The sequence below is a fragment of the Prevotella sp. C0026C3 genome (assembly GCF_056590795.1).
In genome coordinates, this window is sequence record NZ_JBWPWW010000006.1 from 1 (window position 1) to 23,777 (window position 23,777).

Below are 23,777 nucleotides of genomic sequence, written 5' to 3' on the forward strand. Positions count from 1 at the left end.
ACAAAAAGGGCTGAAATCCAAATACGGATTTTAGCCCTTAACTTTTATATGTGGAAAAGGTTTACCGGACAGTAATATAAAATAATATATAAAACACTTGGGAATAAGAAGAAAATTGCTATTTTTGCACGCAAAATTGTTAACGATAAAAACGCAAATAATATGTATTGGACACTTGAATTAGCTTCCAAGTTGGAGGATGCACCTTGGCCAGCAACAAAAGACGAATTGATTGATTATGCGATTCGTTCCGGTGCGCCACTAGAGGTATTAGAGAACTTGCAGGAGATTGAGGATGAAGGTGACGTCTATGAAAGCATAGAAGACCTTTGGCCTGATTATCCTTCCAAGGACGACTTCTTGTGGAATGATGATGAATATTAACTGACTGTAGATAAGGTCGACTGAGTTTAATCAGTCGGCCTTTTTAGTTTTATTCTTACAATAATAATAAGGTATCTGCGTTATAGAATCGTGCAAAAACGGTTCTACATCATATTATTTACTTTTCTTTCCATGACTCAATGGGGCATGGCACAGTATGATGTGTCATTCAGTCACTATTTTGATATGGAGCCATCGTTCAACTCAGCAGCAGTAGGTAAACAATCTAAGCTAAATATTACAGCTACTTATGCACTTAATATGGTTGGCTATGAACATAATCCACGTACATTATATGCTGCCGCCGATATTCCTTTTTATTGGGCACGTAATTATCATGGAGCCGGTATTCAGTTTATGAGCGACCAACTAGGTCTGTTTACCCATCAAAGATTAGGGCTTCAGTATGCCTATCGACATCATCTATTTGGAGGAAATTTGGCTATCGGTGCACAAGTTGGTATGCTAAGTGAGAAGTTTGAAGGGAGTAAACTAGATATTGAAGACACTAATGATCCTGCTTTCGCAAAGACTGATGTGAATGGCAATGGACTAGACATAGGAACGGGTGCGTACTATGAACATGGAATTTGGTACGCCGGAATATCCGTTTTGCATCTTAATGCGGCAACCATCAATCTAGGAACGACAAATGAATTAAAGATAGATCCAACCTTTTATTTGACAGCTGGATACAATATTCAATTCAGGAATCCGTTTCTAATGATGAAGTTATCGGGCTTGATGCGTACAGATGGAACAGCTTATCGAGGCGATGTTTCAAGTCGGTTGGTTTATATGAATCATGAAAAGATGATGTATGGTGGTCTATCTTATAGTCCAACAAACTCTGTAACATTCCTACTGGGTGGCACTTTCCATGGCTTTGTGGTGGGATATAGTTACGAACTTTATACATCGGCCATTCAGCTCGGAAATGGTAGTCACGAACTTTTCGTGGGTTATCAAATAGACATCAATCTTGTTAAGAAAGGTAAGAATAAACATCAAAGCGTAAGAATCTTATAAGTAGATATGAAAATGAAGAATATAACCATCTCCTTTTGCATTGCGATAACAGCATTGACAGCCACCGGATGTTTCAGTGGAAAGAGTATGTCGTCGGGAGGCAGAGGCGGAGAAGTGGTTGGAGTAGGCGGACGTGCCTTCAACGAACCTACCCCTTATGGTATGGTGAAAGTGGAAAGAGGCTTCCTTCACATGGGAATAGATAAGCAGGACAGTCTGTGGGGGAAACAAACACCAGTGAAAGATATTTCTGTTGATGGCTTCTGGATGGATGAGACCGAAGTTACCAATTCTGAATATAAGCAGTTTGTGATGTGGGTACGCGATAGTATCCTTCGCACACGTTTGGCTGATCCTGCTTATGCCGGCGACGAAAGCTATATGATTACAGAGGATAAGGATGGCAATCCCATCACTCCACGTGTCAATTGGAAGAAGCCGCTGCCTCGTAAACCGAATGAGGATGAGCAACGAGCTATCGAAAGTATGTACACCACAAATCTTGTGACAGGTGAGAAATTGCTCGATTGGCGTCAGATGAACTATCGTTATGAGATTTACGATTATACAACAGCGGCCTTGCGTCGTAATAGGATTCGTCCGCAAGAGCGTAATTATAATACCGATGTAGACATCAATCCTAATGAAGTGGTCATGATTTCCAAGGATACCGCTTATGTGGATGATGAAGGGAATATCATCTCTCGTACCATTGACCGCCCACGTACCAATGATTGGGACTTCCTGAATACCTATATAGTGAACATCTATCCCGATACCACTTGCTGGGTAAATGATTTCAAGAACTCTGATAATGAGATGTATTTACGCTATTATTTCAGCAATCCTGCATATAACGACTATCCAGTAGTAGGTGTTACATGGGAACAAGCCAATGCCTTCTGTGCTTGGCGTACCGATTATTTGTTGAAAGGTATAGGCGGTGAAGCTCGCTATATACAGCGTTATCGCTTGCCTACAGAAGCCGAATGGGAATATGCTGCACGTGGCAAAGAGGGTAATGAATTCCCTTGGGACAATCAGGATATGAAGAATGGAAAGGGATGTTTCTATGCAAACTTCAAACCGGATAGGGGAAATTATACCGAAGATGGCAACCTCATAACAAGTAAAGTGAGAGCTTATGGCTCAAATAGCAATGGACTCTACGATATGGCAGGTAATGTAGCCGAGTGGACCAGCACCGTATATACTGAGTCTGGTGTCGATGTTATGAACGACCTCAATCCTCAATTGTCTTATAATGCAGCTCCTGAAGATCCCTATCGCTTGAAGAAAAAGAGTGTGAGAGGTGGCTCGTGGAAAGATCCGGAGAGTTTTATCCGCAGTGCATGGCGCACTTGGGAGTATCAGAATCATCCACGTTCGTATATCGGATTCCGCTGTGTACGCAGCCTTGCCAATTCAACGACTAAAAAGAGTAAAAGATAATGTCACATTATAGTAAATTCAATATCATCTATCGTCTGCAGAAGTGGATGGATAGCGTGCCCGGCCAGACGTTCTTGAACTATGCTTATAGTTGGGGAGCTGCCATTGTGATTTTGGGAACTTTATTTAAGTTGACTCATTTACCCGGTGCCAATCTCATGTTGTTTCTCGGTATGGGAACCGAGGTCTTCGTCTTCTTTCTTTCCGCTTTCGATCGCCCATTTGACAAAACGGCCGCTGGTAGAGACATACCTGTGCATGTGACAGAGGAATATTTGGAGGGTATTGTAACGGCAGAGGATACTCAGTCGCCTACCCAGTCTCCTACTTATACCCCTCAACCGACTGTCGCGCCTGTTGTCGAATCGGCAGTTGTTGCTCCTGTGGTTCAGACGGTAGCTGCAAATCCGGAACTAGAAATAGCTCAAAGTAACTATGTAGACGAGTTGAAGAAATTGACAGAGGTGTTAAGTAAGGTTGGTGAACAAAGTACTCGACTCACTCGTGACAGCGAAGAGATGGAGAATCTCAATCGTACGCTTACCGGAATTGCTAAAGTATATGAGATGCAATTGAAGAGTGCCAGCCAACAAATAGGAACTATTGACCAAATCAACGAGCAAAGCAGATTGATGGCTCAGCACATCGAACAGCTCAACAAGATTTATACTCGTATGATAGAGGCCATGACCGTGAACATGCGTGCCGCAGCTCCGGGCTCCATCTCCAGCGGTCAAACGCTCTAGTTATCAATCTTCTTAGTCTAATTATAGAAATGGCAATCAAGAAAAGACCGGTATCTCCACGTCAAAAGATGATCAACCTCATGTATGTGGTGTTGATGGCTTTGCTGGCTTTAAATGTGTCTACCGAAGTGCTGAATGGTTTTTCCATTGTAGAAGAAAGCCTAGACCGCACCACTCGCAATTCCACCAAGGAGAATACGGCATTGTATGAAGACTTTGCCAATCAAGCCAAGAATAATCCTGAGAAGTTGCAGGCATGGTTTGCCAAGGCTACGCAGGTAAGAGAGATGAGCGACTCGCTTTATAATTTTGCTCAAGAGTTGAAGGAAGCCATCGTACGCGAGGCCGATGGGAAGGATGCCGATTTGCGGAATATAGAGAATAAAGAAGATTTAGAGGCCGCTAGCTTGGTGATGTTATCGCCCGGTACTGGCCGTGGGAAACAGCTTTTCAATTCTATCAACGTTTACCGTGGGCGCATTTTGAAGCTCGTCTCCGATTCTGTTCAGCGTCAGCTCATTGCCAGCAATCTCTCAACTGCTTTACCTCGAAAGGCTTATGCGATGGGGAAAAATTGGCAAGAGTATATGTTCGAGAATATGCCAGTGGCTGCAGCCGTCACTCTCCTGTCTAAGTTACAGAACGATGTGCGCTATGCCGAGGGCGAAGTGTTGCATACGTTAATCTCTAATGTAGACCTCAAAGACTTCCGGGTAAACAAACTTGAGGCATACGTTGTTCCCGAATCCAAGACCGTTATCAGTGGAGATATGTTCTCCGCTCGTATTGTAATGGCTGCTGTAGATACTTTACAGCAACCTGAAATCTATGTTGGTGGACAGCGTATATCCGGAAACACTTACCAATTTACGGCCGGTGGAGTAGGCGAACATAGTTTCTCAGGTTATATTGCAATGCGCAATGGACGTGGTGATGTTATCCGTAGAAACTTCTTACAGAAATATACAGTCGTAGGACCGAGTGCTACCGTGTCGGCCGACTTGATGAATGTGCTCTATGCCGGCTATGATAATCCCATCAGCATCAGTATTCCCAGTGTGCCATTGAATGCTGTTTCAGCTTCCATGTCGGGTGGTGGATTTCGTTCGATAGGCATGGGGCGTTATATAGCTCGCCCCACGACGATAGGACAAAAGGTCACTATTCAGGTATCTGCCACGCAAAATGGACGCTCTCGACAGATGGGTAGCTTCACATTCCAAGTTCGTAAATTGCCCGATCCGGCTGCTTATTTACAGATCGGTTCCGACCGTTTCCGTGGTGGTGCACTCTCTAAGGCTGCCCTTATAGCTTTGGATAATGTGAGTGCTGCCATAGACGATGGAATCCTTGATGTGCCCTTTCGTGTACAAAGTTTCGAGACTGTGTTCTATGATAATATGGGTAACGCCGTGCCGATGGCCTCTGAGGGAGCTTCGTTCTCTGCTCGTCAGCGCGATACATTCCGTAAACTTTCACGCAATCGTCGATTCTACATCAACCGTGTCACGGCTGTAGGTCCCGATGGTATCGTGCGTCGATTGCCGGCAAGCATGGAAATTATAGTTCGATAATCTTTTTGAAATAAAATATAAGACGATATGATAAGATATTTATTGATATTGGGATGTCTTCTTTTTACATTGCAGACAGTCGAAGCTCAGTCGCCTAAACGGCGAGCACAGCAACAGGAACAAGCCAAAAAGAAGTCTGAAAGTCCCACCTTGCGTTCCCAAATCTCTTTTCCAACTTCGGTAGGACCTCATGAGGATGTTGTTTGGCGTCGCGATGTTTACCGCCAACTCGATCTTACCCATCCTGCTAATGGTGGTCTTTATTATCCAGTAGAGCCCTCCGGTGGTCAGATGAACCTTTTTACCTATATCTTCAAGTTGTTCATGACCGGTAATATTCGTGCTTATGAATATCGACTGGATGGTAACGAAGTGTTCAATGATACCGCTGTGGTGAATCGAAAGGCTTTCTTAGACAATTATCATATCTATTATGAGCGTACCGACCGCGGTGTGCATATCGACGATAGCGATATTCCCTCTCGCGAGGTAAAGGCTTATTATATCAAGGAAGCTTCTTACTACGACCAAACTACAGCCACTTTTCATACCAAAGTTTTGGCACTATGTCCTGTCATGTTGGGCGACGACGATTTCAGTTTCACTCCATCTAAGTATCCACTATTTTGGGTGAAATATGATGACTTAGCTCCGTTCCTCAGCAAGCAGATGATGATGGCGAGCGACGTCAACAATGCCGCAACGATGAGTATAGATGATTTCTTTACTATGAATCAGTATCGTGGTAAGATTTATAAGACCAATAATATGCTCGGTCAGACATTGGCGCAGTACTGTGCTACAGATAATGCCATGAGTAAAGAACAGAAACGTATTGAACGTGAAATAGCAAGTTTTGAGCATCGTATGTGGGGTGACCAAACACGTAAAGACTCGTTAGACAGTATTGCCAAGCTAGACCAAAAGCAGATAAAAGTTGCTAAGAAGTCTAATCGGCGTACTCGTACCACGACGGTACGTATCAATCGACGTGCACGTGGTGTCAGTAAGGCGTCCTCCGGCTCGGCTACGGTTACCGTCAGACGAGAAAGACACTAGAGATAGTCGCTTCTCTGCCTTCTCTGTAGAGGAGTAGGGGCAAATACTATTTATCTCTATATGATAGAAAAAGTTGATGGGAGTTAAATAAAATGTAGCCATACATTTCGTTTAACTCCTTTTTGTTTGTCTACAAAATAATGCTAAATATGTGGCTCGTTATCGGAAAATAGCTATTTTTGTAATTGTGAGAGAGAAGAAAATCATGTATTATTCATTAAAAAGAAGAATTATCCTATGAAGAAATTATTATCTACAGCTATGTTGACCATAGCAATGCTTTTTTCTACCAATGCGCAAGCACAGGTAAAATTTGGTTTGGCCGGCGGTCTCAATGTCACCTCTATGTCGTTTAGCAAAGACGTTGTTCAGTCTTCCAACCAAGCCGGCTTCTATGTTGGTCCCACAGTCAAGTTTACACTGCCCCTTGTAGGGTTAGGAATTGATGCTGCTACTTTCTACGATCAGCGCTCAGCTGAGTTGAATGGTGAGAAGGTTAAAAAGCAGTCTATTAATATCCCAGTCAATTTGCGTTATAATATTGGTTTGGGTAATTTGGCAGGTCTTTATTTCTCAGCTGGTCCACAGTTTGGTTTTAATGTTGGCGACGATGAGTTTAAGTGGGCAGACAGCAAGGCTTACCAGAACACTTTTCAGATGAAGAAATCTAGTTTTAGTATTAATCTTGGTGCCGGTGTAGAGTTGTTGAAGCACCTAGAAGTAGGTTTCAAATACAATATTGTATGTGGAAAGAGCGGAGATATCAACGTGTTGGATGCAGCCGGAAAGGCTCTCAGCAATACATCTAAGGGACGTTACAATTCTTGGCAGGTTGGTTTGGCGTACTATTTCTAAATCAACATGATTAAGAATATCGTATTTGATTTCGGAGGGGTATTGGTGGATTGGAATCCTCATTACCTCTTCGATTCGTATTTAGGGAGTAATGATAAGGCCGATTGGTTCTTGTCGAATATCTGTACACACACTTGGATTCGCCAGATGGATGCAGGTAAGACCTTTGATAAGGGAGTAGAAGAGTTGGCTGCACAGTATCCTGATTGGGCTGATGCTATCTACACTTATCGGAATCGTTGGCGTGAGATGATTAGCGGATTGATTCCGGGCATGGAAGACTATGTCAAGCAATTGAAGCATGAAGGCTACCATGTATATGGCTTGTCTAATTGGGTGAAGGAGACCTTCGACATTGTAGAGCACGAGTTTTCTGTGTTCCAAGAATTAGAGGGGATGGTTATCTCCGGTCGTGAGGGAGTCATCAAGCCATTTCCTGAGATTTATCAACTTTTGTTGACGCGCTATCAGCTTAAAGCCGATGAGTGCGTGTTTATCGATGACGTGCTTGAAAATGTAGAAGGGGCTCGTGCCGTCGGTATGCAGGGCATCCTGTTCCGTGGATTGGACGATTTGAAGAAAGAAATTAATAATCTGATATGATTAAATCTTTATTTGTTTTGGCTGGTATATTGACTACATTTGCAGTGAGAGCCCAGTCGCTGCAAGAACAGCGAACGCAAGACGAGGTACTTAGTCGGCTAGAGGTTTTTGACATAAAGACCGGTACCCATCGCGTGATTCATGAATTTCCTTACCGTATAGAGATGCCTAATTGGAGTCCGGATGGTAAGTGGATAGGCTATAATTCTCATGGCCGGCTTTATAGAGTGTCGGCATTTGCCTAATTTCAATGTGGTTTTGCGTCTTATGCAGAGTGATGGTAAGAACGACCGAACAATAGTGGAGCTGTTTGGAGGGCAAGGTACTATCAACGTCAACTCTTGGTCGCCCGATTCAGAGAAGTTCGCTTATGTGAGCTATGAGTTGAAATAAGGTGTTGGAGTGGGAACATTGCCAAATCTTTATACTTGAATATCAATACGGGAAGAGCTTGATGATGTTCTATTGATGGCTTTTTTCTTTGAAAGAGGGGCAGCTAGAGGTTACTGCCGAGGCGTGGCAAAGTATCTGTCTCGGCTTTGCAGCGATGCAGAAAGGGTTAGGCAGTAATACTGATTAAGCCCTGCAACATTGTAAGTTTTTAGAGTTTTTGTGTCTCTTGATTGTTGAATGAAAACTCTTGTCGACTAGATACAAAACAAATAGCGACTTTCTTCATATAGAAGAAAGCCACTATTTACATCTTTAATCGTTAAGACTGTGTGCCTTATGGAAGTGTGATAGCTTCGTTAGGGCAAACGCTAGCGCATGTACCGCACTCTGTGCAAGCATCAGCGTCGATTTTGTAGATATCGCCTTCAGAGATAGCTCCTACCGGACATTCGTCAATACATGTACCGCAAGCAATGCAGTCGTTTCCAATTACGTAAGCCATAATGTTTTGTTTTTATATTTAATAATGTTTTTGTATACTATCTATATGTAATAGGATACCTATATTTTGTTTTCGCAAAGGTAGTATTTAATTTTGATATACCTATAAATAGGTATTCACTTTTTTTCTTATTTAAACGAAGTCTTAATTGGATTTTGAGCCTGTGAGTTTGTTAGCTTATGAGGTTTTGGTATTATTTGTGAGCGAGTAAAAACCATATTTATAAGCATTTTCTTGCCTGTGTCGGCATAAAATACTAACTTTATTGCCGAATTAAGGGCATAATCATGCCGATAAAGGAGAAAAGATATGGAGTATATATCTGTTAAAGCATTTGCAGAGACACACGGGATAGCCGAACGAACAGTGCGTAATTATTGTGCCGGGGGCAAGATCCCGGGTGCATTTCTGACGGGAAAGAGTTGGAATGTGCCGGCAGATGCTGCCTTGCCTAAAAGGAAAAACGCGCGTAAACAGGCGAATATGCTTTTGGAAGTATTAAGGGAGCAAAAGCATATTGGAATGAAAGGTGGAATTTATCATCGTACTCAGATAGATTTAACCTATAATTCCAATTATATAGAGGGAAGTAGGTTGACCCATGAACAAACACGCTATATCTTTGAAACCAGTACTATCGGTATAACAGAAAGTAGTGTGCGTGTTGATGATATTCTAGAAACTGTCAATCATTTTCATTGTATAGACATGATAATTGACCATGCCAATGATAAACTTTCAGAACATTTTATTAAACTTTTGCATGGACAACTAAAGGGGCAAACTACAGATAGCCGAAAGGAATGGTTTAATGTGGGCGATTATAAGCAACTGCCAAACGAAGTAGGTGGTATGGAAACCTGTCCACCAGAAGAGGTTCATAACCAGATGAAAGCTCTCTTAGGCGAATATAACAAACAGACAATTCATACTATAGAGGAGATAATCGATTTCCACCAACGTTTTGAAATGATTCATCCTTTTCAGGATGGTAATGGACGTGTAGGCAGACTTATCATGTTTAAAGAGTGTTTGGCTTCTTCCATCGTTCCTTTCATCATTACCGATGAACTCAAGATGTTCTATTATAGAGGGTTGCATCACTGGACAACAATACGTGGATATTTGTTGGATACATGTCTTTCGGCACAAGATAATTATAAATCTATACTCGATTATTTTAGAATAAAATATTGAAGAAACGGCATAAAATTCATATTGCTACCTCGTGTGATAGTGTTGAGTACTGTGTGTTGCCACAATAATTCAATAGGTATATCGTTTTGTAGAAAGATATGAAAAGAATTTGTCTCTATATATTAATAGGATGGATGGGCTTACAACAGGTCTGTGCTCAGCGGGTGGTGGAGAATCGTCCGTATACAGACCTGCGACCATTCCACTTTGGTGTGTTGGTAGGTACGCATTTACAAGATTTGGAGTTGACAAATGTTGGACCACAAACGATTATTCAGGAAGATGGAACAACGGTAGATGCCTTGATTACTTGCGATCAAGATAGGTGGGATGCCGGCTTTACTGTTGGAGTTTTGGGGGAATTAAGGTTGAGCGAACACTTCCAGTTTCGTGTAGCTCCTGCCATGTATTTTGGTTCTCATCATATTACTTTTCATCATTTTAAGGTTTTAGATGCTGCTGGACAACCTACTGAACAACAGCAGGAATTAAAGACCGCATATTTCTCTACAGCTTTTGACTTGATTTTTGCTGCCCCTCGTTCGGGAAATCATCGACCTTATTTGATGGTGGGATTGACACCAATGTTGAATCTGAGTCGCAAAGAGCAAGACTATTTAAAGCTAAAGAACACAGAAGTGTTTGCCGAAGTTGGTTTGGGATGTGACTTTTATCTGCCTTTCTTTAAGCTACGTCCGGAACTCAAGTTCCTCTATAGTCTGACAAACAGTTTGGATAAGAATCATGCTAGCGAACTCAAGGATAAGAATATGTTGCCTTACACGAATTCAGTAAATAAAGCACATAGTAAAATGATAGTACTGACGTTCTATTTTGAGTGAGGAGTTATATCGAATTAGGAATGAAGAATGACTAATGAGTAGTTGAATCCTTAGGATAAAATAAAAAGGACCATAATTGCTTATGGTCCTTTTTTATTGGAAGTAAATGGAAGTTAGAAGTGAGGAATTCATTGTGATTGCCTTAAAGATAATGAACATTTGTCCGTTATCTCCGCGAATAACTCCCGATTAATTTCTCCACTCTTTACTCATTAATGCTTTCTTCTATCGACTTCAATACGTAGTCGAGGATTTCCGGAGTGTGGCATTGTGAGATAAAATTGCCTTCAAATTGTGAAGGGCTCACATAGATGCCACGTTCCAACATACGATTAAAGTAGCGTGCAAAGCGTACTTGGTCGCTCTGTTTAGTATCTTTGAAGTTCTGTGGATTCTTCGTATTGAAGAAGAGGGTGAACATACTACCCACATGATTTAGGTAAATGTCCTTGCCTTCGATAATCTTCTCTAGACGAGTACAGAATTCATTGCTTCGTTTTTCTAGTTCCTCGTGGAATCCAGGAGCTGACAGTTGGGTAATGGTTTCAATGCCAGCTGCCATAGCTACAGGGTTGCCACTCAATGTTCCGGCTTGGTAAACGGGGCCATCGGGGGCTAGAACCTTCATGATATCGGCTCGACCACCAAAGGCAGCACAAGGGAATCCGCCACCGACAATCTTGCCGACAGTCGTCATATCGGGCTTGATACCGAAACGTTGTTGGGCACCGCCGAAGGCAAGACGGAATCCGGTAATCACTTCGTCGAAGATGAGTATGGCGCCATGTTGCTCCGTGACACGGCGAGTAGCTTCGATAAACTCACGTGTTGGAGGTACGACGCCCATGTTACAAGCTACGGGTTCGATGATCAACGCAGCTACCTTGTCGCCATTTTCTGCAAAGTATTGCTCCAAAGCCTCAGTATCATTATAAGGCAATACAACTGTGTACTTGGTAAAACCATCGGGAACACCAGCCGATGAAGCATTGCTAATGTTGGCAACGGCCGAGCCGGCAGACACCAATAGATGGTCGGCATGGCCATGGTAACATCCCTCGAACTTAACTAAAACATCGCGACCGGTGAAGCCACGGGCTACGCGAATAGCCGACATAGTAGCTTCTGTACCACTGTTAACGAAACGGAGGCGCTCCATAGAGGGGAATGCTTCGCGTACTTTCGTAGCCAATGTGGTCTCTGCCAGTGTCGGAATACCATAACTACTGCCACGCATGACGGCCTCGGCAGCTTTCTGACTGACGGTAGGGTTGTTATGACCGAGGATGAATACACCCCACGACATGCAGAAGTCAATGAAACGATTATCGTCAATGTCGGTGATGTAAGTTCCTTGTGCTTCTTTGACGAAGAGGGGAGTTGTCCCTACGGCTTTCAAAGCGCGTACGGGACTGTTTACTCCTCCGGGTATAACCTGCAATGCTTGTTGAAAGGCTGCAGCCGATTTAATTCTTTCGTTCATGCTGTCTCCTTATCTTTTAATTTCAAAACGATCGTTCCATTTTTCCATAAACTCTTTGGCATAGTATGAAATGATGTACTTGGCACCAGCGCGTTTGATGGCAATGAGGCTTTCAAATACAACACGTGGCTCGTCAAGATAGTTAAGTTTGGCAGCTGCCTTGAGCATACTATACTCTCCACTCACCTGATAAGCAACCATCGGAATATTCGGGAAACGCTCAACACCACGTGCAATCATGTCGAGATAAGGCATAGCGGGCTTTACCATTGTCCAGTCGGCACCTTCCTCAATGTCTGCAGCAATTTCTTCTAAACCTTGGTCGTGAGTGCGATAATCCATCTGGTATGACTTACGGTCGCCGAAAGAAGGAGCTGAGTCGGCTGCATCGCGGAACGGACCATAGAATGCTGACGCATATTTAGCGGAATAAGCCAATATACGACAAGTCTTGTTCAATCCTGTTTCATCCAGCTTCTTGCGCAGCGCTTCAATTTGTCCGTCCATCATAGACGATGGAGCAACGAAGTCGGCACCGGCTTTGGCATGTACGTAAGCCATTTGAGCTAATAGTGGTAAGGTAGAATCGTTCTCTACATTGTGGTCGTGGAGAAGTCCACAATGTCCATGACTTGTATATTCGCAGAGACATACATCGGTGATAACCATGACGCCGGTAACATTCTTTTTGATGGCTGTAGTGGCACGACAGACAAGGGCGTCGTCGGCATAAGCCAAACTACCACGCTCGTCTTTCAACTTATCTTCGATGACACCGAAGAGCAAAACCTTGTCAATACCTAGTGCTTTCACCTCTTTAATATCCTCAATGAGGGTATCGATAGAGAAGCGATAGACACCCGGCATGGTGGAAATCTCTTCCTTGATATTCTCTCCTTCGACAACGAAATAAGGATAGATGAAATCTTCTGCTTTCACTTCTACGTCGGCATATTTGTCGCGTGTGGCTTGGTCTTTGCGGTAAATTCTAAATCTTTTCATATCTTCTTTGGTTTAAATATTGTTCTGTAATGGCTCCGCGGGTGATATAAATCTTGTCAGGGGGCAAGCTTCCGTAGAGTTGTATGAAATGGTCGATGGTACTGGGTGATGTAAAGATGATGCTATCTATCTCTTCCAGATTGACCTTTATGGGACGGAGAGGCATCTTATTACGATAAGCAGTAATGGGATAGAAGGTAAAACCTAGCTCTTGTAGTCCCTTGGGGATAATGTCGAGTGCTCGTTCGGAGCGTGGACAAATGATTCTGCCTTGTGGCGGAAAAACTTTGAAGTGCTCAATGATACCGTAAGAATCGTCTTTTTCGGTTTGCTCAATGTGCGTTGCACCAGACTCTTGTAAGGTCTTGGTGGTTACTCTGCCGATGGAAACAATGCGTTGTTCACCCCATGTTGCTCGTATCTCTTGCATGGCTTCATACCAAAACCTCACTGCATATCGGCTCGTAAAAAGCAGTGTATCCGATATGGTGAGGCTTCGAATGGCTTCGTATAGCTCACTTCTGTCATCCAAGGCCACCAACTCGATGAGTGGGGTATGGATGTAATCGGGGTTCTGGCTGTGTGTTCCGGTGAAGAGTGTACGCATGAATTAATCGTTTATTTGGTCGAGAATACTCCCTTTGCTAAACAATTCCTTTAGATCGTCGCGGCCTTTCCGAGCTGTGATGGCTAATCTTCCTTGCATGGGGTGGGTGTCGAAGGGTAGTATTTCGGCTATTTCGTTTTCCATTCCGAGACGCTTCAAGGCGCAGGTGGCAACGATGACAGCGTCTATTTTTCCATCCCGAACTTGCTGTACGCGCTCTTCGATGCATCCTCGAATACCCACAATTTCTAAATCCGGACGCAGAGAAGTTAGTCCGGCTTTGCGTAATGGCGAACTTGTTCCGATACTACTGCCGGCAGGTAGTTCATTTAGTTTGAGATGATTGCGACTTACAAGAGAATCTGTTTTGTCGAAAGCCTCGTATAATGCAATGATTTCTAATTCCGGATTCAAATTGACCGGTAGATCTTTGGCGGAGTGAATAGCTATGTCTGCTTCCCCCGTAAGAATCAGTTGGTCGAGTCCGCGGGTAAACATGTCGTCCGGTGCAGCGCCATTAAGTAATGAAATCTGCATATTGTGGTCGCCATACGACTTCGTTAGAATCAGGTCATAGTCTATTTCGGGAAATCTATTGAAGATCTCTTTTACCTGCAGTTGAGAGAGTTTACTGCCACGTGCTACAACTTTGAGCTTGTTCATTTGATATATGCTTTTCTTCTTTCGAGGGTTTCGTATAGTTCGTCTATCTCTTCTTCGATAATCTTCTCGGCTTTTTTCACTTCGTCTTCTCGAATAGAAATATTCTTTTGCACCTTGCTTTCTACATCTCGTAAGTTGTAGAGAGTGACGTTGGGATTTTCTCCGATGGCCGGTGCTATATCGCGTGGAAAGGCTAAATCGATGGCCAACATACGTTGGTTAGGGTTGATATCCTCTTCATTGATGATAGTAGTATCTGCCGAAGTGGCACTGATAAGAATATCTGTGTCTTTGAGAAACTCGCGTTTATCGTCAAGTGCAAACACTTCAATGCCGAATTGGTCGGCCAAGCGGTGCGCTTTGTCAAGGGTACGATTGCCTAGAAAGACAAGGTGTGCACCCTTGTTTTGCAAAAACTTGATAATATCGCTAGTCAGTTTATTGACACCGATGATGGTAATGCGAGCATCTGTGAGGTCGATATGCTCATCCTCGATAATCTCAATGGCTGCGAGACTATGGCTTACAGCACCATGAGAAATCTCAGTTTCATTACGTACGCGCTTTCCTACTTGCAGGGCAAATTCAAAGAGTTTGTGCATTTCGGCAGGGAGTTTATGGTGAGTGCGGGCAGAGATGTAGGCATCTTTCACCTGTCCTTGTACGGCACGTTCGCCAACAATAGCCGATTCGAGTCCACTGACCACGCGGAAAAGGTGATTGGCTACGTCTGTAGGAATTTCTCCTTCACCATAATAGAGTTCCATTCGGTTGCATGTCTGTAAGAATACCGATGGTTGATTGTTTTGGTTTCGCTCCAACTTGAAAGTCTCTTCGCGGTCTTCGAGTGAAGTGTTTAAATGGTTGATTGATTTATATCCTATCATAATTTTTTGTATTCTGTTTATTGGTGGGCAGATAGAGCTTTCGCCCACGTAGCCACATACTTTAGATTTTCAAATGGAGTATCGGCCAATACGCCATGTCCAAGGTTGAAAATCCAAGCTCCATGCTTCTCAAAGAACTTCTCATATGTGCCAAGTACAGCCTGAATAGTGTCTAAATCGGCATAGAGTAAGCGTGGGTCTAGATTGCCTTGTAGACCAATAGAAGGATGAAGAAGCCGGCGGGCGGTTTCTAAGGATGTCTGCCAATCAATACTTACAATGTCGCAAATATCGGGAGTGATGAGGGATAAACTTGTTCCGATGCCTTTGGGGAAGAAGATAACACGGCGTCCCATACTGCGGATAGCTTCGGAAATACGTTTTACTGCCGGTAGGAATAGGTCTGCATAGAGTTCTGTAGGAACGAGACCGGCGTGTGTCTCGAAGATCTGGAAAACGTCAATACCGTGTCGAACTTGCTGCCGGGCGTAGTGGATACAAAGCTCGGTGATAACATCTATCAGCTTACGAGTTTCTTCGGGCTGAGTATAGAAGAACTTGATGGCATCGGGAAAACCCGTATGTGAGTTCAAACCTTGCAGCATATAGCAGAGCGTAGTAAGCGGTGCGCCACAGAATCCGATGAGAGGAGTGCCCTGTGTGCGGGGCTCCATGATGCGGTCGATGGCCCGATAAACAAATTCCAATTTCTCCGGTTGGGGTTTTAACAAGGTTGATGGTTTCTCTATAAATGCCAATGGAGTGGGGAATACCGGGCCTTTATCGGTCCATTCCACATCACTCTGCATAGCCATTGGTATCACAAGAATGTCGCTGAAGAGGATAGCAGCATCCACACCTAAATCTTCAACGGGTAATAATGTAACTTTGGCTGCTAACTCCGATTGGGTCATTAGCTCTAAGAAAGAATGGCTTTGTCGCAATTCTTGGTAGCGAGGAAGCACCCGGCCGGCTTGCCGCATGAACCATACGGCGGGTCGATTGGCTTGTTTGCCTTGTACGATGTCGAGGAATGGGTTTGTCATTTCTGTAATTGTATGTTGGTGGCAATGTCACGTGCCTGCTTGATACGATGAGCCATGCCGATACCATTGCGTAGATTACCGGCGATAATGAGCCCCGGATATTCCGTTTCTATGCGGCCTACTTCTTCAAAACGAGCACCACTCGAAACTTCATATTGTGGAATAGCCTTTGTGTGCCGGAATATATTAATGGTGTCGGGATGGATGTGTGATGGGAACTTGAGCATGTTATGGAAGTAATCTACAACAAGATTTTGTAGCTCATCGTCGCTCATATCGAGCATCTCAGTATGTTTTACCCCACCAATAAAGTAGGTGAACAGGGCTCCGCCTTCGGGTGCACGTCCTTTGAAACAAGCCGATGGAAAGAGGATTCCCAAAACTTTCTTTTGTTCGCGAGAAGGTATCAAACCACCAAATGCTTTGTAATCCAGCCCTTCGGTGTTGCGTACTCCCACACCTACTTCTATAATGGGGGCGTAGTGCAGATTGGTAATACGCTCAAGGCGTTGAGATTCAATGAAAGGTAACATGTTGTTCAGTGCGTATGCTCCGCAAGTTGTAACCACTTTTTGGCATTGATAGATGATGGCTTGGCCTTGTTGACTGGTAAATTTTACTTGCCACTTGTCTTCGAAAGGCTTGATACTTACATCTGTCACGCCCAAAGAGATGTTCTCTGTGCCTATGTAGTCGGCCTCTGCTTGGGGAATTTGTCCTAAACCACCAACAGCAGAGAATACTTCTTTAGTAGCTAATTTGTCTCGGTCATTCTTCGGTTGTTTGGCTTTGGCTATAGCTCCGCGAATAAAACTGCCATACTCTTGTTCCAAATTATAGAGTTTTGGCAGGGCATAGCGTGTGATGAGTTGGTTAGCATCACCGGCATAGACACCCGATATGAATGGGTCTACTGCATAATCGACAAATGATTTTCCTAGTCTACGGGTAGCTAGGCTTGCTACACTTTCGTCGGGATTCTGACCTTTGCGGCGCCATGGCTCACCTAGAATACGGAATTTATCAGTCCATGTGAATAGTGGAGTTGTCAATCCACCTATAGGGCTGGATGGCAAAGCATGGAAACGACTGCCTTTCCAAATCAATCGTTGGTTGGCAACTTTTACGGCCGGTTCGAGTAAACAAGTACCATGCGAAGTCTCTTTAAGCTCGTTCATCAGTTCCTTAACCTCTGGAAATGATATAGCGCCCGTGTTAGGTCCACTCTCCACGATGTAGTCACCCACTCGGTGTGTTTGGATTTGTCCGCCTATTCGTGTCAGCTTTTCTACGACATGTACGCCAAATCCTCTTTGTTTAAGTGTATATGCTGTGGTTAGTCCGGTGAGTCCTGCTCCAATGATGACCACGCCTGTATGCTTGATAGCTTCTTGATTCTGCATGTTGTTAGATTGCTTTGGAGAACGATTTGTTGGATTTCAACATCAGAGGGTCGAGCGATGCCGCTACATTTCTAACCATAGGAGATGCTGCGTCAGTCATCTCTAGATGTAAATCATCGAATCGGATGATACCATCGGCAGCAAATTCTTGTAGTTTCTGCTCGTTGTAAGCAGTGGCAACTTTCAATTGTTCGACACTCGTTTGCACATGATTAGCAATATCTTGCCAGTCAATACGATAGTTACACATCAATGTTTCAATTACTTCGCGAGTCAGTCGCTCCTCGTTTGATAGGGCATAACCTTTCCGAATCGTTAGGTTTCCATGATTAGTCTGCTCTATATATTCAATTATATTCTTTGTGTTTTGAGCGTAAGCACCGTCAAGTTGACTGATTCCTGTGACACCAAAAGCATAAACTTGAGCCGTAGTACGCCGTGTACAATATCCTTGGAAGTTACGGTGTAGCTGATGATTTTGTCGGGCTATGTATAACTCGTCGTCCGGAAGTACGAAATGGTCGAGTCCTACACTCTTGTAACCGGCCTCATGTAGCAGTAGGCTGGCTGTTGTAAAGATACTCTCTTTGACCGAACTTGTGGGTAGCCCCGCTTTTTCTAGGATGAGTTGTTGCTTTTTCAACCATGGCACGTGGGCATAACTGAATGTCACGAGGCGGTCGGGATGAAGTTCAATAGCTCGACGTATGGATTCGGCAAACGAATCGGGCGTCTGTCCCGGTAAGCCGTATAAGAAGTCCATATTGAGCTTAATGCCTGATTGGCGTAAGAGAGCAACCACGTCTTCTATCGGTTCGCACGCCGGTTGGCGATTTACGGTTTTTAGTACAGCTTCGTTAAAGTCCTGTATACCTATGCTCATACGAGTAAAACCGCAATCTATCAATTGTTGCCATTTCTCTAGTGTGAGATACCCCGGATGGCATTCTATGGCAATCTCTGGTTGCTCTATAGTATCGAAATGGGAAAGCAGATGCTCGTTGAGTTTTTTAATCTCTTTCGGTTCAAGGAGCGTTGGCGTACCACCACCATAGTGAATCTGTGAAATCTTGCGATTTGAGTCTAAGTGTGGTAACAATAAGTCAATCTCTTGATGCAACGCATCTACGTAAGCCGACACAACTTCGGGCTTATGCATACAGTACGAGTTGCACGCACAGTAATGACACAAGTGTCTACAAAACGGAATATGAAAGTAGAATGATAGATGCTTGTCGGTTGCTGTATTCGATTTGTTTACAGCATTGAGATAGTCTGCCTCTGTGAAATCTTCAAAATAATTCGCAGGCGGATAACTGGTATATCGTGGTACCGGAACATTATATTTATCGATAATGTCTTGGTTAATGTTTTGTATCTTGTTCGTGCTCATACTATAAAATGCAAAGGTACAAACAAAGTTATACAAAAACAATCCTTATTTGTAAGGAGTAAAGTGGCTAAAAGGCTTATTCTACAGAGCCTTGTTGCGTATCTCTTTTTATAATCCTGTTGCTTGATGAAGCCTTGTCAAGTTGTCTTGCCATATATTTTCTAGTTGCTCCATATCATTAGGTTCTGCAAAATCTGTAATAATAAGCATGTAATGACCGGTCAAATCTGTTCGCTCCATCTTGATTTCTACAAAAGCCTCCAAGTCTTCTTCGTCTTCCCACCGGATACGAATGGCATTGAAATTCTTACAACTAATAAGTTTAGCTTTCCGAATCTCGTGGTGGCTCCATACTTTTCCCCATACGAATGTGATTTCATCTTGGTCTTGTGTGACTTCATCGGCAAGCCAACAAGCCCATCCGTGAACAGTCCCCACTATGTCCCAAATGATGGATGGTGAATTTGAACTCAACAGGTGCTCAATCGTTATTTTCTCTTTCTTCATGTACTTGTTGGGTTGATATAAAACTTGTTCAGCTACAAAAATATAAAAAAATACTGAGGAAAACAATAAAAAAGGAGATTGAAATTTTGTATAATCAAAAAACTTGTATACCTTTGCACCCGCAAACAGCACTTGCTGCGAGTTGTGATGGCGGGATAGCTCAGCTGGTTAGAGCGTCGGATTCATAATCCGGAGGTCGTGGGTTCGGGTCCCACCCCCGCTACAAAGGATAAAATCTTAATAATAAAGGATTTACGAAACTATTCGTAAATCCTTTATTTCGTTTACTACCAACAAGTGGAACATTCATGGAACATTTTGAGTCCAAAAATAGGTGCTTGCAGCATAGTGCAAGGAAATATTTTTCATTACTTTACACTAGCATGAAATAGGTTTCAACAAGCTTTTTCTGCATTTTACCATATCAACATGAAAAATATATTTATGTACTTGGGGCATACTTGTAGGATAGCTAAGGAGTAACTTGAGGGGTATCAGAGAATCAACTTGAGGGCTACTCTTTTATTGCACTTCGTTTTGTAACTTGCAGGTTGACTCTGCGTAGCCCCCATTTTTGTTTGATTTAGCGAGTTTTTTCGGAACTCCATTTTCATTTCTTCCGATAGGGGATATCCCCGATGAACACCATGCAATTTTTAAAATTGCCTTGTGATGGATATAATGTAGAGAAGATACTATCTCTGTTTTCGCGTGCAATTCGGTAGCGTTTGCCCATGAAATATACCTTGTCGTTGGTGCGATAGAGGTTGAGGTGTATATAGGGTTTAGCTGTCTTGTCGTAGCCAAGGATAGAATCCGGGACATCCAGAATGAGAATTCCCTCGGTAAGTCCATCGCCGAGAATGGTTTTGGATAATGTATTGTTGGTGTATCCCCATCCTCGTCCAATGGTGAAAATACGGTTGCCAATAGCTATTGGGCATGTTTGCATGTCGAAGTCGTGGCACTCTAGTATCGTAACTTGTGTATATGGTAGTTCAGATAATCTTGTTCCACTGGGCACTGTGTGGCATGATAATATTACGAATAGCAGTGATAACATGCTTAAAAGGGGTAGTCTTCTATCCATAATCATGGAATTTTATATTATACAATCTTCAGATACCATTGCTTCGATCGCAATATTGTGATGTCATCTCGTTGTGAAAAGTGGATAATCTTGCGCCGTAAGTGGTAGAAGTTGGCAGTCCAATAGGTACCACGGCCAAAGTTTATTTCTGTAGGTGGGCGATGGCCTGTATATTTAATTTGCAAAAACAAACCGTCGAAAGGCCGTGCACAAAAAGCAATATACTCAATGTCACCCCACAAGATGTCTTGTATCTGCTGTTTGATACGTATTTGTATGCCGGCACCCGTGATCATAATATGGTCGTGGCGTGATTGATAATAGTCATATATAAGGTATATAGCTAATGATATGATGACTATCATGAATCCCAAGCTATACCAATCTTTTGCAACTAAGAAGCTAGCAATGCCGGGTATTATCAACAATATCATGGCAAAAAGTATGATACTGAGGGTTGTAAGCGGTCTGATTTTATAACTGTCGTATGTCATAGAAAATCAAATTGTAAAATTAACTACTATAACTGGTCCCTGCTTTTATGCTGATATACCCTCTGTCAGTAGCCATATATTCAATAAGGTTACGAAGCCGGCAAGGCTGTAGAGGAAGGCCGAATTCCACGGTTTGTTGGCGTAACAACCCATGATGCGCTTGGAAGAGAAAGAACTTACTTGTCAAGGTGTAACAGAATGAAACTGTACACTCTGCAATGGCTGCAACTAGAAAAGTTCCTAGAATAGTGTAACAATGAAGAATATCATGAATAGTGATAGTCTTAATGCCGGTCGTTCCAATGCTCTCTTTCATGGATAAACATTAGCTTTATACATTGCAAATATACCTTTTTAGCTTTACGCAAGCAAGTTCTTGCGCCTTAACTTTGTAAATAAGACGCATAATTTGCGGTTTGTTGTGGCATTTCAGCCGCAAAAGTGGATTTTAAGCCTGTTTGTTTCTCATTCTGTGAGCCATTTTATTTTTACAATTTATCCCATGGTTAATAATGGTTAATGGCATTAACTAAGTTTCTGGTTTTATGCTTGCAAAAGCATTTTATCCCTATCTTTGCGCCATTTTATAGAGATATTTTCAAGGATGAAAGCAACAGAAGATAGTAATGCAACCAGACGTTGGAGTCTGATGGGCATGTTTGTCACATTGGGTATTGTTTTCGGCGATATAGGCACTTCGCCCTTGTATGTGATGAAGACGATTATCGGTGTGAATCGACACTACGATACGAGTTATATAGTAGGGGCTGTGTCGTGCATCATCTGGACGCTAACCATGCAGACAACCATTAAATATGTATTGATAGCATTGCGAGCCGATAATAAGGGAGAAGGAGGTATCTTGGCTCTTTATGCTCTTGTGAAGCGCAGCAAGCGTACGTGGCTCTACCTACTAGCTATTGTCGGGGCCAGTACGCTTGTTGCCGACGGTATCATCACCCCTTCTATCACCGTACTTTCGGCTATTGAGGGGCTGGGGGCTCTTCATTCCACGCCACCGATATTGCCTATTAGTATTGCCATTATCACGGTTTTATTCTTCGTTCAGCAATTTGGTACCAACGCCATCGGTAAGTCCTTTGGTTATATCATGTTTTTGTGGTTCTTCATGTTGGGTGTGGTAGGAGTTTGCCAATTGCCCCATCATTGGGCTATCTTGCAAGCGTTCAATCCTTATTATGCGCTCAATCTCTTGGCGCACAATCCCTCTTGGTTCCTCATATTGGGTGCTGTATTTCTTTGTACTACCGGAGCCGAGGCGCTGTATTCTGATTTAGGTCATTGTGGTAAGCGCAATATTACGTGGAGTTGGATGTATGTGAAGTCGATGCTCATACTCAATTATTTGGGACAAGGGGCTTGGCTTATCGCTCATCGTGGAGAGGTTGCTTCCGGGCTCAACCCTTTCTATGCCATCATGCCGCAGAGTTTTCTCGTACCGGCTATCATCATGGCTACGATGGCAGCCGTTATTGCCAGTCAGGCTCTTATCAGTGGGGCGTTCACTATCTTCAGTGAAGCTATGAATCTTAACTTTTGGCCGCGCTTACGTATCAAATATCCCACCCGCCACAAGGGACAGATGTTTGTACCTTGGGTCAATACTTCGCTTTATATACTATGTATCCTTACAATATTGGTATTTCAATCGTCTGAGAATATGGAAGCCGCCTACGGGCTATCTATTACCATAACGATGTTGATGACGACTGTGTTGCTAGTCTATTATCTGTCGATGAGGCAGGTGAATAGACTGCTTATATTCGTATTCGCACTAGTATTCGGAGGTATTGAAGGCTTGTTTTTTATAGCTAATGCCTTTAAATTTTTCCATGGTGGATGGTTCACTATTTTATTGGCCGGCCTTTTCTGCAGCACGATGTTTATATGGTATCATGCAAGTAAGATAAGAACGAAGTATCTCAGCTTCCTGCGTGTCAATCAATATTTTGACATAATCAAGGCTATTAAGGCCGATGAGAGTATTCCGATGTATGCTACTAATCTAGTCTATATCAGTAAAACCTCTGATATAGACTTGGTTGAAGGCAAGGTTATCTATTCTATTATCCACAAAAATCCCAAACGTGCCAAACATTACTGGCTGTTTCATTTTGAGTATGTCGACAGTCCCGATACGCTTACGTACACCTTTACACCGCTAATCCGGGAAACTTTATACCGTGTAGACGTGCAGATTGGTTTTCGAGTACAACCTTATCTCACACTCTATCTACGACAGGTGGTAGAAGATTTGGTTGCCAATGGACAGTTCCAACTGACGAGTGCATATCGCTCTTTGGCTCAGAGAAAGATTGCCGGCGACTTCCGCTTTATCATTATTCATCGCATTTTCTATCCTTTTAGTTCTGATAATTCGCGCGATAATTTTATTATGGGGCTCTATGCGCTCATCAAGCACATCGGCATTAGCGAAGAACGAGCCTTGGGACTTGACACAAGTAGTGTTGTCGTAGAGCGCGTGCCGTTGATTGTTGCACCCCGTATGGGAGGTCGGCGTATCGTTCCTAAAGAATAAACGATG

The 23,777-nt window shown here is 43.1% G+C and carries 25 protein-coding genes, 1 tRNA gene and 1 pseudogene; 14 read left to right on the top strand and 13 right to left on the bottom strand.

Translation table 11 applies throughout. The features are described from left to right. Positions 1-162 precede the first annotated feature (162 nt). The 10 genes from AC1EK4_RS05105 to AC1EK4_RS05150 all read left to right on the top strand — a co-directional run bounded on the left by AC1EK4_RS05105 (position 163) and on the right by AC1EK4_RS05150 (position 8,095). Positions 163-384 carry a DUF2795 domain-containing protein gene (locus AC1EK4_RS05105; RefSeq protein ID WP_036898451.1) on the top strand — a complete coding sequence of 74 codons (222 nt, stop codon included), beginning with the start codon at positions 163-165 and terminating at the stop codon, positions 382-384. A 90-nt stretch (positions 385-474) separates the two neighbouring features. Beyond that, complete coding sequence (locus AC1EK4_RS05110; protein WP_480357289.1) at positions 475-1,413, top strand: PorP/SprF family type IX secretion system membrane protein; 939 nt, start codon at positions 475-477, stop codon at positions 1,411-1,413. 6 nt (positions 1,414-1,419) lie between these two features. Beyond that, positions 1,420-2,865, top strand: a complete 1,446-nt coding sequence (gene porK / locus AC1EK4_RS05115; RefSeq protein ID WP_197421739.1) for a T9SS ring complex lipoprotein PorK/GldK — start codon at positions 1,420-1,422, stop codon at positions 2,863-2,865. Further along, positions 2,865-3,611, top strand: coding sequence for a type IX secretion system motor protein PorL/GldL (gene porL / locus AC1EK4_RS05120; RefSeq protein ID WP_062434208.1), 747 nt, complete (start codon positions 2,865-2,867; stop codon positions 3,609-3,611). The genes porK and porL overlap by 1 nt, the downstream gene beginning before the upstream one ends. A 29-nt stretch (positions 3,612-3,640) precedes the next feature. Further along, on the top strand, positions 3,641-5,185 hold the full coding sequence (gene porM, locus AC1EK4_RS05125; protein WP_062434211.1) for a type IX secretion system motor protein PorM/GldM: 1,545 nt from the start codon (positions 3,641-3,643) through the stop codon (positions 5,183-5,185). A 27-nt stretch (positions 5,186-5,212) separates the two neighbouring features. Beyond that, the gene (gene porN / locus AC1EK4_RS05130) at positions 5,213-6,244 is read left to right on the top strand and encodes a type IX secretion system ring subunit PorN/GldN (protein ID WP_480357291.1); all 1,032 of its coding nucleotides are present in this window, start codon (positions 5,213-5,215) and stop codon (positions 6,242-6,244) included. Between the two features lie 237 nt (positions 6,245-6,481). Next, positions 6,482-7,099: a porin family protein gene (locus AC1EK4_RS05135; RefSeq protein WP_036898460.1), complete on the top strand. Its 618-nt coding sequence runs from the start codon at positions 6,482-6,484 to the stop codon at positions 7,097-7,099. Between the two features lie 6 nt (positions 7,100-7,105). Next, complete coding sequence (locus AC1EK4_RS05140; protein WP_036898435.1) at positions 7,106-7,702, top strand: HAD family hydrolase; 597 nt, start codon at positions 7,106-7,108, stop codon at positions 7,700-7,702. Then, entirely contained in the window at positions 7,699-7,947 is a 249-nt protein-coding gene (locus AC1EK4_RS05145) for a TolB-like translocation protein (protein ID WP_052052903.1), read from the top strand. The genes AC1EK4_RS05140 and AC1EK4_RS05145 overlap by 4 nt, the downstream gene beginning before the upstream one ends. A gap of 7 nt (positions 7,948-7,954) precedes the next feature. Beyond that, the gene (locus AC1EK4_RS05150; protein WP_198025887.1) at positions 7,955-8,095 is read left to right on the top strand and encodes a hypothetical protein; all 141 of its coding nucleotides are present in this window, start codon (positions 7,955-7,957) and stop codon (positions 8,093-8,095) included. Positions 8,096-8,429: 334 nt separating this feature from the next. Here the strand turns inward: AC1EK4_RS05150 and AC1EK4_RS05155 are convergent, their stop codons facing one another. Continuing rightward, a complete protein-coding gene (locus tag AC1EK4_RS05155) occupies positions 8,430-8,597 on the bottom strand; it encodes a DUF362 domain-containing protein (RefSeq protein ID WP_036898432.1) in 168 nt (55 codons plus the stop codon). 309 nt (positions 8,598-8,906) lie between these two features. Between AC1EK4_RS05155 and AC1EK4_RS05160 the strand changes: the two genes are divergently transcribed. Together AC1EK4_RS05160 and porT are read left to right on the top strand one after the other, a co-directional pair. Beyond that, positions 8,907-9,794 (top strand): Fic family protein, encoded by an 888-nt coding sequence (locus tag AC1EK4_RS05160; protein WP_036898429.1) that lies wholly within the window; start codon positions 8,907-8,909, stop codon positions 9,792-9,794. A 98-nt stretch (positions 9,795-9,892) separates the two neighbouring features. Further along, positions 9,893-10,636: a type IX secretion/gliding motility protein PorT/SprT gene (gene porT, locus AC1EK4_RS05165; RefSeq protein ID WP_480357296.1), complete on the top strand. Its 744-nt coding sequence runs from the start codon at positions 9,893-9,895 to the stop codon at positions 10,634-10,636. 205 nt (positions 10,637-10,841) lie between these two features. Here porT and hemL read toward each other — a convergent pair whose 3' ends face one another. From hemL to AC1EK4_RS05210, 9 genes are all read right to left on the bottom strand, one after another. Next, the gene (gene hemL, locus AC1EK4_RS05170) at positions 10,842-12,119 is read right to left on the bottom strand and encodes a glutamate-1-semialdehyde 2,1-aminomutase (protein WP_062434226.1); all 1,278 of its coding nucleotides are present in this window, start codon (positions 12,117-12,119) and stop codon (positions 10,842-10,844) included. A 9-nt stretch (positions 12,120-12,128) separates the two neighbouring features. Beyond that, positions 12,129-13,121 carry a porphobilinogen synthase gene (gene hemB / locus AC1EK4_RS05175; RefSeq protein WP_036898423.1) on the bottom strand — a complete coding sequence of 331 codons (993 nt, stop codon included), beginning with the start codon at positions 13,119-13,121 and terminating at the stop codon, positions 12,129-12,131. Continuing rightward, the gene (locus tag AC1EK4_RS05180; RefSeq protein WP_062434229.1) at positions 13,108-13,728 is read right to left on the bottom strand and encodes a uroporphyrinogen-III synthase; all 621 of its coding nucleotides are present in this window, start codon (positions 13,726-13,728) and stop codon (positions 13,108-13,110) included. The genes hemB and AC1EK4_RS05180 overlap by 14 nt, the downstream gene beginning before the upstream one ends. A 3-nt stretch (positions 13,729-13,731) precedes the next feature. Further along, on the bottom strand, positions 13,732-14,391 hold the full coding sequence (gene hemC, locus AC1EK4_RS05185) for a hydroxymethylbilane synthase (RefSeq protein ID WP_036898417.1): 660 nt from the start codon (positions 14,389-14,391) through the stop codon (positions 13,732-13,734). Continuing rightward, positions 14,388-15,278 (bottom strand): glutamyl-tRNA reductase, encoded by an 891-nt coding sequence (gene hemA, locus AC1EK4_RS05190; RefSeq protein ID WP_062434235.1) that lies wholly within the window; start codon positions 15,276-15,278, stop codon positions 14,388-14,390. Before hemA ends, hemC begins: the two co-directional genes overlap by 4 nt. A gap of 17 nt (positions 15,279-15,295) precedes the next feature. After that, positions 15,296-16,324 carry a uroporphyrinogen decarboxylase gene (gene hemE, locus AC1EK4_RS05195; RefSeq protein WP_036898413.1) on the bottom strand — a complete coding sequence of 343 codons (1,029 nt, stop codon included), beginning with the start codon at positions 16,322-16,324 and terminating at the stop codon, positions 15,296-15,298. Beyond that, entirely contained in the window at positions 16,321-17,727 is a 1,407-nt protein-coding gene (gene hemG / locus AC1EK4_RS05200) for a protoporphyrinogen oxidase (protein WP_062434239.1), read from the bottom strand. Before hemG ends, hemE begins: the two co-directional genes overlap by 4 nt. 4 nt (positions 17,728-17,731) lie before the next feature. Then, positions 17,732-19,096, bottom strand: a complete 1,365-nt coding sequence (gene hemN, locus AC1EK4_RS05205) for an oxygen-independent coproporphyrinogen III oxidase (RefSeq protein WP_036898458.1) — start codon at positions 19,094-19,096, stop codon at positions 17,732-17,734. A 132-nt stretch (positions 19,097-19,228) separates the two neighbouring features. Further along, entirely contained in the window at positions 19,229-19,627 is a 399-nt protein-coding gene (locus tag AC1EK4_RS05210) for an START-like domain-containing protein (RefSeq protein ID WP_036898456.1), read from the bottom strand. 149 nt (positions 19,628-19,776) lie between these two features. On the opposite strand from AC1EK4_RS05210, the gene AC1EK4_RS05215 reads away from it, so the two are divergent. Continuing rightward, a tRNA-Met gene (locus AC1EK4_RS05215) sits at positions 19,777-19,850 on the top strand. A gap of 387 nt (positions 19,851-20,237) precedes the next feature. Here AC1EK4_RS05215 and AC1EK4_RS05220 read toward each other — a convergent pair. The 3 genes and pseudogenes from AC1EK4_RS05220 to AC1EK4_RS05230 form a co-directional block, all read right to left on the bottom strand. Continuing rightward, on the bottom strand, positions 20,238-20,717 hold the full coding sequence (locus tag AC1EK4_RS05220; RefSeq protein ID WP_156431065.1) for a hypothetical protein: 480 nt from the start codon (positions 20,715-20,717) through the stop codon (positions 20,238-20,240). A 17-nt stretch (positions 20,718-20,734) separates the two neighbouring features. Continuing rightward, positions 20,735-21,211 carry a hypothetical protein gene (locus AC1EK4_RS05225; protein WP_036898405.1) on the bottom strand — a complete coding sequence of 159 codons (477 nt, stop codon included), beginning with the start codon at positions 21,209-21,211 and terminating at the stop codon, positions 20,735-20,737. Positions 21,212-21,256: 45 nt separating this feature from the next. Continuing rightward, positions 21,257-21,394, bottom strand: a pseudogene (locus tag AC1EK4_RS05230) (Nramp family divalent metal transporter); the annotation flags it as partial. Between the two features lie 421 nt (positions 21,395-21,815). Here AC1EK4_RS05230 and AC1EK4_RS05235 point away from each other — a divergent pair. Next, positions 21,816-23,771: a KUP/HAK/KT family potassium transporter gene (locus AC1EK4_RS05235; protein ID WP_036898395.1), complete on the top strand. Its 1,956-nt coding sequence runs from the start codon at positions 21,816-21,818 to the stop codon at positions 23,769-23,771. Positions 23,772-23,777: the final 6 nt, after the last annotated feature.

Bases quoted from the DNA above. Each gene is read 5' to 3' on its own strand.
- hemA (WP_062434235.1), bottom strand. From the start codon at position 15,278: ATGATAGGATATAAATCAATCAACCATTTAAACACTTCACTCGAAGAC.
- AC1EK4_RS05135 (WP_036898460.1), top strand. From the start codon at position 6,482: ATGAAGAAATTATTATCTACAGCTATGTTGACCATAGCAATGCTTTTT.
- AC1EK4_RS05180 (WP_062434229.1), bottom strand. From the start codon at position 13,728: ATGCGTACACTCTTCACCGGAACACACAGCCAGAACCCCGATTACATC.
- porM (WP_062434211.1), top strand. From the start codon at position 3,641: ATGGCAATCAAGAAAAGACCGGTATCTCCACGTCAAAAGATGATCAAC.
- AC1EK4_RS05160 (WP_036898429.1), top strand. From the start codon at position 8,907: ATGGAGTATATATCTGTTAAAGCATTTGCAGAGACACACGGGATAGCC.
- AC1EK4_RS05145 (WP_052052903.1), top strand. From the start codon at position 7,699: ATGATTAAATCTTTATTTGTTTTGGCTGGTATATTGACTACATTTGCA.
- AC1EK4_RS05235 (WP_036898395.1), top strand. From the start codon at position 21,816: ATGAAAGCAACAGAAGATAGTAATGCAACCAGACGTTGGAGTCTGATG.
- AC1EK4_RS05210 (WP_036898456.1), bottom strand. From the start codon at position 19,627: ATGAAGAAAGAGAAAATAACGATTGAGCACCTGTTGAGTTCAAATTCA.
- AC1EK4_RS05220 (WP_156431065.1), bottom strand. From the start codon at position 20,717: ATGGATAGAAGACTACCCCTTTTAAGCATGTTATCACTGCTATTCGTA.
- porK (WP_197421739.1), top strand. From the start codon at position 1,420: ATGAAAATGAAGAATATAACCATCTCCTTTTGCATTGCGATAACAGCA.
- AC1EK4_RS05155 (WP_036898432.1), bottom strand. From the start codon at position 8,597: ATGGCTTACGTAATTGGAAACGACTGCATTGCTTGCGGTACATGTATT.
- hemL (WP_062434226.1), bottom strand. From the start codon at position 12,119: ATGAACGAAAGAATTAAATCGGCTGCAGCCTTTCAACAAGCATTGCAG.
- AC1EK4_RS05140 (WP_036898435.1), top strand. From the start codon at position 7,106: ATGATTAAGAATATCGTATTTGATTTCGGAGGGGTATTGGTGGATTGG.
- hemB (WP_036898423.1), bottom strand. From the start codon at position 13,121: ATGAAAAGATTTAGAATTTACCGCAAAGACCAAGCCACACGCGACAAA.
- hemC (WP_036898417.1), bottom strand. From the start codon at position 14,391: ATGAACAAGCTCAAAGTTGTAGCACGTGGCAGTAAACTCTCTCAACTG.
- hemG (WP_062434239.1), bottom strand. From the start codon at position 17,727: ATGCAGAATCAAGAAGCTATCAAGCATACAGGCGTGGTCATCATTGGA.
- porN (WP_480357291.1), top strand. From the start codon at position 5,213: ATGATAAGATATTTATTGATATTGGGATGTCTTCTTTTTACATTGCAG.
- porT (WP_480357296.1), top strand. From the start codon at position 9,893: ATGAAAAGAATTTGTCTCTATATATTAATAGGATGGATGGGCTTACAA.
- AC1EK4_RS05225 (WP_036898405.1), bottom strand. From the start codon at position 21,211: ATGACATACGACAGTTATAAAATCAGACCGCTTACAACCCTCAGTATC.
- porL (WP_062434208.1), top strand. From the start codon at position 2,865: ATGTCACATTATAGTAAATTCAATATCATCTATCGTCTGCAGAAGTGG.
- hemE (WP_036898413.1), bottom strand. From the start codon at position 16,324: ATGACAAACCCATTCCTCGACATCGTACAAGGCAAACAAGCCAATCGA.
- AC1EK4_RS05105 (WP_036898451.1), top strand. From the start codon at position 163: ATGTATTGGACACTTGAATTAGCTTCCAAGTTGGAGGATGCACCTTGG.